This is a genomic window from Kocuria tytonicola, assembly GCF_003687175.1.
Taxonomy (GTDB): Bacteria; Actinomycetota; Actinomycetes; order Actinomycetales; family Micrococcaceae; genus Kocuria; species Kocuria tytonicola.
The window spans coordinates 1102617-1115733 of record NZ_RDEX01000001.1 but is presented as its reverse complement, the minus strand read 5'-3'; the positions used below and the strand labels follow the sequence as shown (position 1 = coordinate 1115733).

General features: G+C 71.0%; 13 protein-coding genes. 7 read left to right on the top strand and 6 right to left on the bottom strand.

Going from position 1 to position 13117, the window contains the following annotated elements; translation table 11 throughout:
- Positions 1 to 43 precede the first annotated feature (43 nt).
- The 3 genes from EAE32_RS05095 to EAE32_RS05085 all read left to right on the top strand — a co-directional run bounded on the left by EAE32_RS05095 (position 44) and on the right by EAE32_RS05085 (position 1524).
- A complete protein-coding gene (locus EAE32_RS05095; protein ID WP_121864362.1) occupies positions 44 to 754 on the top strand; it encodes an AzlC family ABC transporter permease in 711 nt (236 codons plus the stop codon).
- 1 nt (position 755) lies between these two features.
- A complete protein-coding gene (locus tag EAE32_RS05090) occupies positions 756 to 1058 on the top strand; it encodes an AzlD domain-containing protein (protein WP_121864361.1) in 303 nt (100 codons plus the stop codon).
- A gap of 187 nt (positions 1059 to 1245) precedes the next feature.
- Positions 1246 to 1524 (top strand): DUF1540 domain-containing protein, encoded by a 279-nt coding sequence (locus tag EAE32_RS05085; protein ID WP_121845021.1) that lies wholly within the window; start codon positions 1246 to 1248, stop codon positions 1522 to 1524.
- 3 nt (positions 1525 to 1527) lie between these two features.
- Here the strand turns inward: EAE32_RS05085 and EAE32_RS11765 are convergent, their stop codons facing one another.
- Positions 1528 to 2403, bottom strand: a complete 876-nt coding sequence (locus EAE32_RS11765; protein ID WP_243635583.1) for a hypothetical protein — start codon at positions 2401 to 2403, stop codon at positions 1528 to 1530.
- Between the two features lie 123 nt (positions 2404 to 2526).
- Here EAE32_RS11765 and EAE32_RS05080 point away from each other — a divergent pair, with 123 nt between their 5' ends.
- Positions 2527 to 3951, top strand: coding sequence for a CapA family protein (locus EAE32_RS05080; RefSeq protein ID WP_243635582.1), 1425 nt, complete (start codon positions 2527 to 2529; stop codon positions 3949 to 3951).
- Here the strand turns inward: EAE32_RS05080 and gatB are convergent.
- Genes gatB through gatC form a run of 3 tightly spaced genes read right to left on the bottom strand, consistent with a single transcriptional unit; the run spans position 3891 to position 7296 of the window.
- Positions 3891 to 5396, bottom strand: coding sequence for an Asp-tRNA(Asn)/Glu-tRNA(Gln) amidotransferase subunit GatB (gene gatB / locus EAE32_RS05075; RefSeq protein ID WP_121845020.1), 1506 nt, complete (start codon positions 5394 to 5396; stop codon positions 3891 to 3893). The two genes, EAE32_RS05080 and gatB, sit on opposite strands and share 61 nt — an antisense overlap.
- The gene (gene gatA, locus EAE32_RS05070; protein ID WP_207803857.1) at positions 5396 to 6997 is read right to left on the bottom strand and encodes an Asp-tRNA(Asn)/Glu-tRNA(Gln) amidotransferase subunit GatA; all 1602 of its coding nucleotides are present in this window, start codon (positions 6995 to 6997) and stop codon (positions 5396 to 5398) included. Before gatA ends, gatB begins: the two co-directional genes overlap by 1 nt.
- A 2-nt stretch (positions 6998 to 6999) precedes the next feature.
- On the bottom strand, positions 7000 to 7296 hold the full coding sequence (gatC, locus tag EAE32_RS05065; RefSeq protein ID WP_121845018.1) for an Asp-tRNA(Asn)/Glu-tRNA(Gln) amidotransferase subunit GatC: 297 nt from the start codon (positions 7294 to 7296) through the stop codon (positions 7000 to 7002).
- Between the two features lie 105 nt (positions 7297 to 7401).
- Between gatC and EAE32_RS05060 the strand changes: the two genes are divergently transcribed.
- Both EAE32_RS05060 and EAE32_RS05055 read left to right on the top strand, forming a co-directional pair.
- Positions 7402 to 7959, top strand: coding sequence for a hypothetical protein (locus EAE32_RS05060; RefSeq protein WP_243635581.1), 558 nt, complete (start codon positions 7402 to 7404; stop codon positions 7957 to 7959).
- A gap of 164 nt (positions 7960 to 8123) precedes the next feature.
- Positions 8124 to 9275 carry a calcium:cation antiporter gene (locus tag EAE32_RS05055; protein ID WP_121864359.1) on the top strand — a complete coding sequence of 384 codons (1152 nt, stop codon included), beginning with the start codon at positions 8124 to 8126 and terminating at the stop codon, positions 9273 to 9275.
- Positions 9276 to 9355: 80 nt separating this feature from the next.
- Here EAE32_RS05055 and EAE32_RS05050 read toward each other — a convergent pair whose 3' ends face one another.
- Both EAE32_RS05050 and EAE32_RS05045 read right to left on the bottom strand, forming a co-directional pair.
- The gene (locus tag EAE32_RS05050) at positions 9356 to 10054 is read right to left on the bottom strand and encodes a maleylpyruvate isomerase family mycothiol-dependent enzyme (RefSeq protein WP_121864358.1); all 699 of its coding nucleotides are present in this window, start codon (positions 10052 to 10054) and stop codon (positions 9356 to 9358) included.
- 201 nt (positions 10055 to 10255) lie between these two features.
- The gene (locus EAE32_RS05045) at positions 10256 to 12400 is read right to left on the bottom strand and encodes an ABC transporter ATP-binding protein (RefSeq protein ID WP_243635580.1); all 2145 of its coding nucleotides are present in this window, start codon (positions 12398 to 12400) and stop codon (positions 10256 to 10258) included.
- Positions 12401 to 12471: 71 nt separating this feature from the next.
- Here EAE32_RS05045 and EAE32_RS05040 point away from each other — a divergent pair, with 71 nt between their 5' ends.
- A complete protein-coding gene (locus EAE32_RS05040; protein WP_121864798.1) occupies positions 12472 to 13113 on the top strand; it encodes a PH domain-containing protein in 642 nt (213 codons plus the stop codon).
- Positions 13114 to 13117 lie beyond the last annotated feature (4 nt).

The following is a 13117-nucleotide window of genomic DNA, read 5'->3' as shown; positions in this document are numbered from 1 at the left end:
TGGCCGGGACCCGCAGGACGAACGGTGAGGAGCGCCGCCCCGCATGAACACGGAGAAGGGCAGCCTGCCGTGGGCCCTGAGGGTCACGGTGCCCGTGGCCATGGGGTACCTGCCGCTGGGCATGGCGTTCGGTGCGTACTCGGTGTCCCTGGGATTCGCCCCGTACCTCGCGCCGCTCACCGCACTGGTGGTGTTCGCGGGCTCCATCGAGTTCCTGCTGGTGGGTTTCGTCGCCGCGGGCGCCGGGCTGGCGCAGATCGCCGTGACCACACTGCTGGTGAACAGCCGCCACGTGTTCTACGGTTTCTCCTACCCCACACACCTGCTGCACTCCCCGTTCGCGAAGTTCTATGGTCCCTACGCGCTCACGGACGAGGCCTACGCGCTGATCAGCAGCGGAGTGCATCCCACCACCCAGCACCAGCTGCTGCTGGTCCAGGGCGTCTCGCACTTCTACTGGGTGTTCGGCGCGGCCGTGGGTGCCTTTGCGGGTGGACTCGTCCCGGAGTCCGTCGACGGCTTCGACTTCGCCCTCACGGGACTGTTCTCCCTGCTGTTCGTGGGCGCGATCACCGCCACGACGCAGCGGAGCAAGATCCTTGCCGCAGCGCTGCTCTCCATCGGCGTGGGACTGCTGCTGCCGCGCAGCCTCTTCCTGCTGGGCGCCATGCTCTGCTACGCCGCGCTGTGCGTCCTCATGGTGCGGCGTCCGCGCAGGACCACGATGCCGCGCGGTGCGGGAAAGGAGGCATGACGTGATTGCCGCCATTCTCGTGTGCGCCGCCGTGACCTTTGCCCTGCGCTTCCTCCCCATGCAGGTGGCTCACCGCTACCGGGACCGCGAGGACCTCAAAGAGTTCTCCACGCTGCTGCCCGCCGGGCTCATGCTCATCCTGGTGGCCTACACGCTGGTCGAGGCGGACCCCGGGACACAGCTGAGCCGGCTGATCCTGGCGGCGGCGGTGTCCGTGCTGGTGAACCTGGCCTCCAAGAACTTCCTGATCAGCTTCCTCGCGGGGTTCGCGGCCTACTCCCTGGCCGGACTGGTGCTGTCCTGATTAGTGAAATGTCCATTTCCGTAATTCGGTGAGCATGCCCTGCATTCACTCGAACGTAATGCAATCCAATTAGCAAACAATGCTGTGTCGTAAGGTAGAACTTACTAGTCACATTCCGGAAATGCCTTTAGTGTTCTTTTCATCACGACCGATGCCACGAGCACCACACGAGTCACAGGAGAAGATCATGGCCACTCTCACCGCTGTTTCCACCTGCACCGCCACCGGCTGCGCCTTCAACGACAACGGCTGCACCGCACCCGCCATCACCGTGGGCGGTCAGGGTTCCGACGCCTCGTGCACCACGTTCATCTCGCTCGACGCCCGTGGCGGTCTGCCCACCGCCAACGGCCAGGTGGGCGCGTGCCAGCGCCTGGAGTGCACGCACAACAAGGACCTGCTGTGCACCGCATCCGCCATCGAGGTCACCGCGGACGCGAACTGCGGCAGCTACGAGGCCGAGTAGGACTCAGGCGGCGGACCGCACCCCGAGCAGCGTTCTGAGGTGGGCCGCTGCGCCACCCGGGGCGGCGCTGCGGAGGTCGAAGGGCACGAAGTAGACGCTCGTCTCCTCCGCCCCGTGGCGCAGGACCGTGACGCCCGTGCGGTCCACGTCCACCACGAAGTCGCGCTCCAGCGTGTGCTGGCAACCGCCCAGGGACGGTGTGCGTGTGAGCAGGTGTGCGGGAATCCAGCCCTGCTCCGCGGCGTCGCACAGGGCGGCGAGGTCCAGCCGGTCCACGTCCGTGACCGCATCCAGGGCCGCCGACTCCAGCTCCTGCACGTACCCGGACGCCACGGCGCCGTTGCGGCCGTGCTGCTGGAGGTGGGCGAAGGCCAGGGGCGTGGCACCGGTGCCGTCGTGGAGGATCACGCGAGCGGTGTCCAGCACGGCCAGGCGGCCCCCGGGCGCTCCGGCCACCGCGGCCACCAGATCCGGCAGCTCACCGCTCCCTCGCAGCAGCTCGGCGTCCAGGGGGTGCAGCCACTCGAGGCTCGCGAGCAGATGCATGCTCGCCGCGACGATCCGCACGTCCGGCTCCGGGGCGATCTTGGTGATGTCCACGCGCACGTCCATCGGCTCCCCCGGAACCAGCGCGTCGGCGCCCACCTCCGCGGGTCCGACAGTGGTGGCCACCACGAGTTCCCCGCGGCGCGTGAGCCCGTGGGCCACCGAGGTGACAGTGGGCTGACCCTCCAGGCGGTACGCCACCACGGAGGCCTGCCCGGCGCCCGAGAGCATGCGGTGCGCGAGCGAGACCGCCCGCTCCTCGACACCCGCGTGGGCGGCACCCGCCCCGTTGTTGGTAGGACCCACGTCCGTCCCCACTTTTCCGCTCGACACCAGAACTTAGGAAAGCCTTACCTGAGCATGATGTCCGGCCCCGGCAGAAAACGCAATTTCGTCAGATTCATGTGACGTAATGGGGCATGATCTGGCTCACGGCGTGTGCGATAGCATCGCCGGATGGTTGTCCGCACACCGTCCTCGCGCCGCTCACGTGCTCGCCGACGGGCCGGTTTCGCCCTCCTCACGACGGGCGCCCTGCTGCTCTCCGGCTGCGGTGCCCCCGCAGAGAATCCCGGAGAGGCCCCGCAGAGCGCGGGGGCGACGTCGTCCCCCCGCGCAAGCGAGGAGCAGCACCGCACCGGCGCCGGGAAGGGACCCGAGTGCCCCGAGGACGCATGCCTGAGCCTGGCGGTCTCGGGCGACCTGTTGCTGCACGAGGGGCTGTGGAGCCAGTTCGCCGCGGATCCGCAGCGCGCGCACGGCGCGAACTTCGACTTCGCGCCCCTGCTCCAGCAGCAGCGGGCCTACCTGGACCGCGCGGACGTGGCCGTGTGCCAGGCGGAGACGCCCGTGGCGCCCGCGGGCGGTCCCTACGCCGCGTACCCGGAGTTCAACGTGCCGCCGGAGATCCTCGGCGCGGCGAAGGACGCGGGCTACGACGCGTGCACCTCAGCGAGCAACCACGCGGTGGACCAGGGTGTGGCCGGCGTGGAGCGGACCATCCACACGATGGACGCGGCCGGCCTGCAGTACACCGGTTCCTACGCCTCGCAGCAGGACGCGGAGCAGCCGATGATCGTGGACACCCCCACCGGAAAGCTCGCCGTGGTCACGGGGACCAACAGTCTCAACGAGAAGCCCCAGGACACCCCGTGGCGCATCGACCGGCTGCGGGACGGCACGGACCCCCGCGTGGGGGAGAAAACCGCCGCCCAGGACGTGGCCCACGCCGTGGCCCAGGCGAAGAAGGCCCGCGAGCAGGGCGCGGACGTGGTGGTGGCCGCCATGCACTCGATCATGGAGTACACCGACACGGCGGACGAGTACCAGAAGCGCACCGCCCACGCCCTCGCGGACTCCGGGGCCTTCGACGCCGTGTACGGCCACGGCTCCCACAGCGTGCAGCCCATCGAGAACCACCGCGGCACGTGGATCGTCTACGGCGTGGGCAACAACGTCACCGAGACCGCCCCGCCGGCGGCCGAGAGCAACGACCAGGGGATCATGGCCCGCTTCCAGTTCGCGCGCGGCGCGGACGGGCACTGGCGCGTGAACGACCTCGCGTGGGTGCCCAGCTCGAACACCCAGGGCGGACGGTACGCGTGGTGCCCCGTGGCCTCGGACGCCCCCTCCGGTGTGTGCCGCTCGGACGCGGAGGACCGGGCGATCCGCGAACGCATCGCGGGGGTCGTCACCACCGACTCCGCACGGGAGCACGGGCTGCACGAGTGGCGGCTGAGCGACGAGCTCTGGACCGGCACGGCACCGGCCCGGTTCCCCGCGCGGGGAACCGGGCCGGTGGCCAGAAGTAGCGCGGGGCGTCAGCCCTGCACGCCGAGCTTCTCCAGGATGATCTGCCGCACGCGTCCGGCGTCCGCCTGACCGCGGGTGGCCTTCATGACGGGACCGATCAGCGCGCCCACGGCCTGGACCTTGCCGCCCTTGATCTTCTCCACGACGTCCGGCATCTGGGCCATGGCGTCGTCCACGGCGGCGCTCAGGGCGCCGTCGTCGGAGACGACCCCGAGACCGCGGGCCTCGACGATCTCGCCCGGGGTGCCCTCGCCCGCCACGACGAAGCCCAGCACCTTCTTGGCGAGCTTGTCGTTGATCTTGCCGTCCGCGATCAGCGCGTCCAGCTCGACCACGTGCTCCGCGGTGACGGGCAGCTCGGCGATCTCCACCTCGCGCTGCTTGGCGAGGCGGGCGATCTCGCCCATCCACCACTTGCGGGCGGTCGCGGCCGTGGCGCCGGCGGCAATGGTGCGCTCGATCTCGTCCAGCACACCCGCGTTGACCACGTCCCGGAACTCCTCGTCCGAGTAGCCCCAGTCCGCCTTGAGCCGCTTGCGGCGCTCGGCCGGCGGCTCGGGCAGGGTAGCCCGGATCTCTTCGATCCACTCCGCGGTGGTGACCACGGGCACCAGGTCCGGCTCGGGGAAGTAGCGGTAGTCGTCCGCGTCCGACTTGGGGCGCCCGGCGGTGGTGGAACGGGTGTCCTCGTGCCAGAACCGGGTCTCCTGCGTGACCTTCTCCCCCGCGGCGAGCACGGCGGCGTGGCGCTGGATCTCGTAGCGCACGGTGCGCTCGACGGCGCGCAGCGAGTTCACGTTCTTCGTCTCGGAGCGCGTGCCGAACTGGGTGGCGCCCTTGGGCATCAGCGAGACGTTCGCGTCGCAGCGCACGTTGCCGCGCTCCATGCGGGCGTCCGAGATGCCGAGGTTCCTCACGATCTCCCGAATGGCCGCCACGTACGCGCGCGCCAGCTCCGGAGCCCGCTCCCCCGCACCCACGATGGGCTTGGTCACGATCTCGATGAGCGGCACACCCGCGCGGTTGTAGTCCACCAGGGAGTACTGCGCGTTCTGGATGCGCCCGGCGTCACCGCCCATGTGGGTCAGCTTGCCGGCGTCCTCTTCCATGTGGGCGCGCTCGATCTCCACGCGGAACTCCGTGCCGTCCTCGAGCTCGAGGTCCAGGTACCCCTCGTACGCGATGGGCTCGTCGAACTGCGAGGTCTGGAAGTTCTTGGGCGTGTCCGGGTAGAAGTAGTTCTTCCGCGCGAAGTGGCACCTCTGCGCGATCGAGCAGTTCAGCGCGAGGCCCAGCTTGATCGCGGACTCCACGGCCTTGCCGTTGACCACGGGCAGCACACCGGGCAGTCCCAGGGACACCGGCGTGATGTTGGTGTTCGGCTCGTCCCCAAAGGTGTTGGGCGCGGCGTCGAACATCTTGGTCCGGGTGTTCAGCTCCACGTGGACCTCGAACCCCAGCACGGGCTCGAAGCGCTCGAGGGCCTCCTCGAAGGACAGCACGTCCTGACTCATCACTTGCCTCCCTGCGCGGCCGTGGCCGCAAAGTCACGAACGGTCCCGACGACGTCGCCGCGGTGCCGCCACAGCGGTCCGCCCCAGTTCTCGGTGAGCAGCCGCTCCAGCCCGGCTCCGGCCCGGTACACCCGGGCGTCCTCGCGCGCGGGCGCCATGAACTGGATGCCCACGGGCAGCCCGTCCTCCGGTGCCAGCCCACCGGGCAGCGAGAGCGCGGGGATTCCCGCCAGGTTGGTGGGGATGGTCGCGATGTCGTTGAGGTACATCTGCATGGGGTCCGCGGACTCGTCCACGCCGCCGATGTCGAACGCCGTGGTGGGTGCGGTGGGAGAGATCAGCACGTCGGCCTTGTCGAAGGCCGCCGCGAAGTCCCGCTGCACGAGGGTGCGCACCTGCTGGGCCGAGCCGTAGTAGGCGTCGTAGTACCCGGCGGACAGCGCGTAGGTGCCCAGGATGATGCGGCGCTTGACCTCGTCCCCGAAGCCCGCGGCGCGCGAGGCGCCCATGACCTTCTCGATGGTGGGCGTGCCCTCGGGCGTGACCCGCAGACCGAACCGGACGCCGTCGTACTTGGCGAGGTTGGAGGAGACCTCCGAGGACATGATCAGGTAGTAGGCGCCCAGGGCGTACTCGAAGTTGGGGGCCTCGACCTCCACGATCTCCGCACCGGCGCCGCGCAGTAGGTCCAGGGACTCCTCGAAGCGCTGCTGCACTCCCGCCTGGAAGCCCTCACCCGTGAGCTGCTTGACGACGCCCACGCGCAGACCCTCGAGTCCGCCGTCCGCGGCACCGGCACGCGCGGCCTGCGCGTAGCCGCCCACGGGGTCCGGGAGCGAGGTGGAGTCCGCGGGGTCGTGGCCGCCCACGACCTCGTGCAGCAGGGCGGCGTCGAGCACCGTGCGCGAGCAGGGGCCCACCTGGTCCAGGGACGAGGCCATGGCAATCACGCCGTAGCGCGAGACCGAGCCGTAGGTGGGCTTCACGCCCACGGTGCCGGTCACGGCCGCGGGCTGACGGATGGAACCGCCGGTGTCCGTGCCGAGCGCGAGCGGCGCCTGGAACGCGGAGACCGCCGCGGCCGAGCCACCACCGGAGCCGCCGGGGATCTTGGTGAGGTCCCACGGGTTGCGCGTGGGGCCGAACGCGGAGTGCTCCGTGGAGGAGCCCATGGCGAACTCGTCCAGGTTCGTCTTGCCCAGGATGGGCATGCGGGCGGCGCGCAGCTTGCGGGTCACCGTGCCGTCGTAGGGGCTCATGAAGCCCTCCAGCATGCGGGAGGCCGCCGTGGTGGGCTGGCCCTTGGTGACGATGAGGTCCTTGACCGCGACCGGCACACCGGCCAGCTCGGGCAGCTCCTCGCCCTTGACGCGGGCCTCGTCCACCTCACGGGCCACCCGCAGCGCCTCCTCGGTGTTGCGGTGCAGGAAGGCGTTGAGCCCGTCCGTGCCGCGGGAGCGGTCGGCGGCGTCCAGCGCGGCACCGTCCGTGGCGGCGATCTGGTCCAGGTGCGCCTGGACGGCGTCCACGGAGGACACCTCGCCCGCGGCGAGCTTCGACGCGAGGTCCGCGGCGGAGAGTTCGACGATCGACTCGGCCATGATCACTCCCCGTCCAGGATGGCGGGGACCCGGAACTTGCCGTCCTGGGCGTCCGGGGCGTTCAGGAGCGCCTCGTCCTGCGTGAGCGTCTGCCCCACCACGTCCTCGCGGAAGACGTTCTGCAGGGGAAGGGGGTGGCTCGTGGCGGGGACGTCGGGTCCGGCGGCCTGGCTGACGGAGGCCACGGAGGAGACGATCAGCTCGAGCTCGCCGGCCACACGGGCCAGCTCCTCGTCCGTCATCTCGATCCGGGCCAGCTCCGCCAGGTGCGCCACCTGGTCGCGAGTGATCGCAGACATGCATGCTCCTGGTCTTGGCTGAGTGGTTCCGATCCAGTCTAGCGAGCGCCTACCCTGGACTCAGCACACCATCCGCCCCTCCACCGTTCTGAGGAGTCCTCCTTCGTGGCACAGTCCTCCGCTCGCCCTGCACGACGCCGCACCACGCCCGCCCGGGGCACGTCCCGGATGACGAAGGCGGAGGCGGCCCGCGCCCGCGCGGACCACGACAACGCGTGGCGCCAGTGGATCTCGGACTCGGCCGTGGAAACCGTGGACACCGCGCTGAGCCACGTGCAGGCCGTGGTGGAGGAGCAGGTCGCGGCGTACGGCGCGTTCCCGGCGTTCCTCGTGACCGGCGGCAAGGACGGCGAGTTCGAGCTGAACTCCGTGGACCCCCAGGAGGCCGCGGACATGCGCCCTGAGCAGATCCTGGACACCCTGCGCGCCATGGCGCGTGAGAAGGCACCCCAGATCCTCGTGGCCGCGCTCGCCTACCCCGCCACCCTCCCGGACCGTTCCGGCGCCACCGCGGTGATCGTGGAAGTCGAGCACCGCGAACGGCTGAGCCTGGAGGTCGTCCAGGAGTACAAGAAGGTCGAGGCCAAGGGCCGGACCTTCGTCAACTTCGACGACCCACACACCGACCGCGCGGACGCCTGGCTCTTCGGCGTGCGCGACTGAACCGTCCCGCCGCGTCCCGGCGCAGCCTCCCCGCTCCACCGCACCTCGTCGCGGCCCTCGCGCCGCACACGGTGCCGGGACGACCCGGTCACCGTTCCACGCCCCGGGGACGACCTCGCCCCTCGCGGGGCCCACCGGGTCCTGAGGAACCAGGTGATCCTCCGATGCTCCCCACCCTGCGCCGTGTCCTGACCCCGCTGGCGCTCGCCCGGCTCGCGGTCGGGTGGCTCGCCGTCGTCGTCCTGGCCCTGCTCTCCGGGCCCCTCACCCCGCCCGTGCCCGTGCTTCCGCTGGTGCTCGCGCTCGCGGCCATCGTGGGGGTCATCCTCTTCGCCTCCACCGGGGTGGTCGCGCAGGCGGAGCACGTGGCGGAACGACTGGGAGACCCCTACGGATCCCTGGTGCTCACGCTGTCGATCGTGGTGGTGGAGGTGGTGCTGATCTCTGCGGTGATGCTCGGCCCTGGCGAGCACGGGAGCATCGCGCGCGACTCCGTGATGGCCGTGGCCATGATCATCCTCGACCTGGTGATCGGGCTGTGCCTGGTGGTCGGCGGGCTGCGCCACGGCGGGATGGTCCCCAACCACGCCGGAGCGGCGGCGTACCTCTCGCTGCTGCTGGTGCTCGGCGTCCTCGCATTCGCACTCCCGGCGACGATCGGGCAGAACGGCTCCTATCTCCCCTGGCAGTCCGTCCCGGTGGTCGCGCTGGTGCTCGGCGGCTACGCGTTCTTCCTCCGCCGCCAGACCGGTGTGCAGGCCGGCGACTTCACGGAGGTCGACCCCCGGATCCACCGTGCGGAACGGAGCGCTGCAGCTGCGTCCCCCAGCACGTCGGCGCACGGCTCCGTGTTCCACGAACACCGCGCAGAACTCCTCTCCCGGCTGGCTCTGCTGGTCCTCACCGCCTTGCCCGTGGTCTTGCTGTCCCACAGCATGGCCGCGCTGCTCGACGACGGTCTGGGCAGGCTGGGAGCCCCGAGCGCTCTCGCGGGGGTGCTGATCGCGGGCATCGTCTTCCTTCCGGAGTCCATCACCTCCGTGCGGGCGGCACTGGCCGGGGAACTGCAACGGGTCAGCAACCTGTGCCACGGGGCCCTGGTGTCCACTCTGGGGCTCACGATCCCGGCAGTGCTGGTCATCGGCATGTTCACGGGGCAACCCGTGGTGCTGGCCCCCGAGCCTGCGGATCTCGTGCTGCTCACGGTGAGCCTGCTCCTGTCGGTCGTCACGTTCACCGCACCGCGCGCCACGGCGGTGCACGGGGTTGCCCACCTCGCCCTGTTCGCGGCCTATGCCCTCGCAGTGCTCTCGTGACCGCAGCGCACGTTTCCTGAACCGCCCGGGAGGGTCTTGGCCGGGCCGGAGGGCCCGCCCACCGTGGCAGAGGCCTCAGCTCACCAGGTGGGCAGCTCGGGCAGCGCGCCCTTCGAGCTGACGCCCTCGTTCCTGCCCCGGGCCAGCCACAGGAGCATCCCCACGCGGTCCCCGGTGACGAGCTGACCACCGTCGCCGATGATCCACTCGTCGTGCTCCGTGGTGCGCAGCGTCATGCCCGGTGCGCCCTTCGCGCGCATCGCACGCACCGCGCCCTCCAGGGTGTCCCGGACGGACTCGGTGTCCGCATCTGCCAGGGTCCAGGACGTGTCGAGGTCGTCGTGGTGCATCACGAGCTCCGCGATCCGCACCGCCGGAATGGTGGCGGCGGTGATGGGCTTGCCGTGCAGATCGAGATCCTCTGCCCGCAGCGCCCCGGAGAGCCGTTCGCACTGCTGCGCGAAGTACGCGGCGTTGTCCTCCGAGAGCCGGATGAGCTCCTCCCGCGGCAGGTCCGCCAGCTCGTCGATCTCCGCGTCCCGCGCGTCACGGGACGTGTAGGGCTGCTGGGGCTCGCCCGTGACGGCCCACTCCACGAGCTTGGCGATGGCCCGGGCGTTGGACGCGAGGTGGGCGACCACGTGCGCGCGGTCCCAGGACCCGCACAGCGAGGGCTGCGTGAGCTGCGTCGCGGACAGGGACCGGACGGTGGAGAGGTAGGCGCCGGTCTCGCGCCGCGGGCGGGCGAGGTCGGATGAGAGTCGCGTGGGGTTCACCATGGCGCCAGCGTCACCAGCGACTGCGCGGAAAACCCATGGGAACGGGACGCCATCCGGTGGATGACGTCCCGTTCCGTGCTCCTGGGCCGCAACGCGGCAGGTCCGACTGCCCGCGAGCCTGCACGCCCGGTCGGTCGCGGGCCGGCGCGGCGTCGGCTGCGGTTCGACGCCCTGCAGGCCCGACGCTGCCGCGACCCGCCGCTACGACACGTGCTGCGCCATCTGCTGACGCAGCTCGCGGCGCACCCGCTGGGCCTCGGGCGAGGGCACCGGGACGGCTGCGAGCAGCCGCTTGGTGTACTCCTGCTCCGGGTGGCGCAGCACCGCCTCACGCGAGCCCTGCTCCACGATGTGCCCGTGCTGCATGACCACGATGCGGTTGGCGAGCCGGTCGATCACGGCGAGGTCGTGGGTCACGAACAGGCACGCGAAGCCCATCTCCTGCTGCAGCTCCTCGAACAGGTCCAGCACGGTGGCCTGCACGGAGACGTCCAGCGCGGAGGTGGGCTCGTCCGCCACGAGCAGCTTGGGTTTGAGGGACAGGGCACGGGCAATGCCCACGCGCTGCTTCTGACCGCCCGAGAGCTCGTGCGGGTAGCGGTTGCGGTAGTTGCGCGGCAGGCGCACCTGGTCCAGCAGCTGCTCGATCCGGTTCTGCAGCTCCGCACCCTTGGCCGCACCGGCCAGGAACATGGGCTCTCCGATGGACTCGCCGATGGGCAGCCGCGGGTTCAGGGAGGAGGACGGGTCCTGGAAGACCATGCCCACGTCCTTGCGGACCTTGTTGAGCGTGGACCGGGAGGCCCCGGCCAGCTCCACGCCGTCCACCACCAGGGAACCCGCCACCGTGGGCAGCAGACCCACGGCCACACGGCCGATGGTGGTCTTGCCGGAACCGGACTCGCCCACCAGGCCCACGGTCTCCCCCGCGGCCACGGTGAGGCTCACGTCCTCCACCGCGCGGAACGCCGGGTTGCGGCCCTGCTTGGGGTACTCGATCGCCACGTCCTTGAGCTGCAGCACCGGGGCCACCACGCGCTGCGCGAGGGTGTCCATCGAGGCCTCCTCGGCCGTGCTGCGGTCCGGGGCCAGGGGCATGGCGAGGGAGCGCTCGAGCACCGCCACCATGTCCACGGACTCGTCGGACTCGTTGCCCTGGCCCAGGTGCGGTACGGACTCCAGCAGGGACCGCGTGTAGGGGTGCTGCGGCGCGGAGAAGATCTGCTCCGCCGTGCCCTGCTCCACGATCACGCCCTTCTGCATGACCGCGATCTTGTCCGCGAGGTCCGCCACCACACCCATGTCGTGGGTGATGAGGATGACCGCGGAGTCCAGCTGGTCCTTGAGGTTGCGGATCAGGTCCAGAATCTCGGCCTGCACGGTCACGTCCAGCGCCGTGGTGGGCTCGTCCGCGATCAGCAGCTTGGGGTCGCAGGACAGGGACTGCGCAATCATGGCGCGCTGCCGCTGACCGCCCGAGAGCTGGTGGGGGTAGGAGCGGAACGCCTTCTCCGGGTCCGGCAGCTCCACCATGGTGAGCATCTGCTTGGCGCGCTCGGTGGCCTCCGCCGGGGAGACATCCCGGTGCAGGCGGATGGTCTCCACGATCTGCTGGCCCACCGTGTACACGGGGTTCAGTGCGGTCATGGGCTCCTGGAAGATCACGGCGATCTCCTCGCCGCGCACGCGCCGCAGCGCGTTGCCCCGCAGCCCGATCAGCTCCTCGTCGCCGAGTTTCGCTGAGCCGTTCACCCGGGCGTTGGAGGGCAGCAGACCCAGCATGGACATCGAGCTCGCGGACTTGCCGGAGCCGGACTCGCCCACGATTGCGAGCACCTCGCCCGCAGCCACGTCGTAGTTCAGGTCGATCGCGGCCGGGACCCACTCGCGGTCCACGCCGAAGTCCACGGACAAACCGCGCACGCTCAGCACGGGCTCACCACGCGCCACGGTCTTGCGGGTCCTACTCCTGCGAGCGGTGGGTTCGGGACGCTGGGCCCGGCGGCCGCGGCGCTTCTCGGTGCCCGCGGCGCTCGCACCCGCCCCGGCCGCGGCCACGACCGCGGTTCCTCCGGTGGCAGGCTCCCCGCTCGCGTGCGCCCCGGCCGCCGTGGCCCCGCCCGCCGCGATGCCCGCGGACGAGGTTCCGGGGACGGCGGCACCGGACGCGGCGGCGTCGGCGTCCGGTGTGGCCACGCGGCCGTCCCCGGCCCGGGCGCCGTTCCACGGTGCGTTGTGCTCGGGCGCGGTGGTCTCGTCGGGGTTCACGGAACCGGGGTGCTCCCCCGCGCCGTGCGGTTCGGGCGTGCCCTCGGGGAGGTCACCGGGCTGGTGCGAGGTGCTCATCGTGTGTGCTCCATCGTGTCGAGAAGGGGGCGCGCCGTCGTGCCGTGCGCGCATTGCCTAGCATGGGGGCCATGCCAAAGACCCATGACGAACCCGCCGGGGCCGCGGCCCACGAAACCTTCCGAGCGGCGTCGGCGCCGTGGCTGACCGGATTCCTGGTGGTGCTGGGTCTCGTGGTGGCCGTGACCGGGTGGGGTCACACGGCCGCACACCACGCGGCATCGGTGTGCGGGTGCCTCGGGCTCGCGGCCCTCGGGTACGCGCTGTACTGGCGCCCCCGCCTGGAGATCCACCCGGAGGATGTGCGCCTGGTGAATCCCGCGCGCACCGTGGCCGTCCCGTGGGGCCGGATCGTGGACGTGCGCACGCGGTTCGCGGTGACAATCGCCACCGAGAACCGGACCTACTCCAGCTTCGCGCTGCCCGCGGCGGGCGCTGGCGCGACGTTCCGTGCCGGTGCGGACGCCGTGAACCGCAACCACCCCATTGCCCGCCCCGACGGGAGCGTGCGTCCGGGTGACCTGACCTCCACGGCGTCCGGCGCCGCCGCCCACCGTGTGCGCACCGAGTGGCAGCGCAGGATCGAGACCGGCGAGCTGGACGTCTTCGCCCGTGACGGACAGGTCGAGCCCGTCCGCATCCGCGTGGTGGCAGGCCCGCTCGCGGCGGTCGTGGTGCTCCTCGCCGCGAGCGTGGCCCTGTACACCGTGTGAGACC

What these genes read in the sequence shown, in the direction of transcription:
- EAE32_RS05050 (WP_121864358.1), bottom strand. Translation starts at nt 10,054, where the DNA reads ATGGTGAACCCCACGCGACTCTCATCCGACCTCGCCCGCCCGCGGCGC.
- EAE32_RS05040 (WP_121864798.1), top strand. Translation starts at nt 12,472, where the DNA reads ATGCCAAAGACCCATGACGAACCCGCCGGGGCCGCGGCCCACGAAACC.
- EAE32_RS05045 (WP_243635580.1), bottom strand. Translation starts at nt 12,400, where the DNA reads ATGAGCACCTCGCACCAGCCCGGTGACCTCCCCGAGGGCACGCCCGAA.
- EAE32_RS05055 (WP_121864359.1), top strand. Translation starts at nt 8,124, where the DNA reads ATGCTCCCCACCCTGCGCCGTGTCCTGACCCCGCTGGCGCTCGCCCGG.
- gatC (WP_121845018.1), bottom strand. Translation starts at nt 7,296, where the DNA reads ATGTCTGCGATCACTCGCGACCAGGTGGCGCACCTGGCGGAGCTGGCC.
- EAE32_RS05095 (WP_121864362.1), top strand. Translation starts at nt 44, where the DNA reads ATGAACACGGAGAAGGGCAGCCTGCCGTGGGCCCTGAGGGTCACGGTG.
- gatA (WP_207803857.1), bottom strand. Translation starts at nt 6,997, where the DNA reads ATGGCCGAGTCGATCGTCGAACTCTCCGCCGCGGACCTCGCGTCGAAG.
- gatB (WP_121845020.1), bottom strand. Translation starts at nt 5,396, where the DNA reads ATGAGTCAGGACGTGCTGTCCTTCGAGGAGGCCCTCGAGCGCTTCGAG.
- EAE32_RS05080 (WP_243635582.1), top strand. Translation starts at nt 2,527, where the DNA reads ATGGTTGTCCGCACACCGTCCTCGCGCCGCTCACGTGCTCGCCGACGG.
- EAE32_RS05085 (WP_121845021.1), top strand. Translation starts at nt 1,246, where the DNA reads ATGGCCACTCTCACCGCTGTTTCCACCTGCACCGCCACCGGCTGCGCC.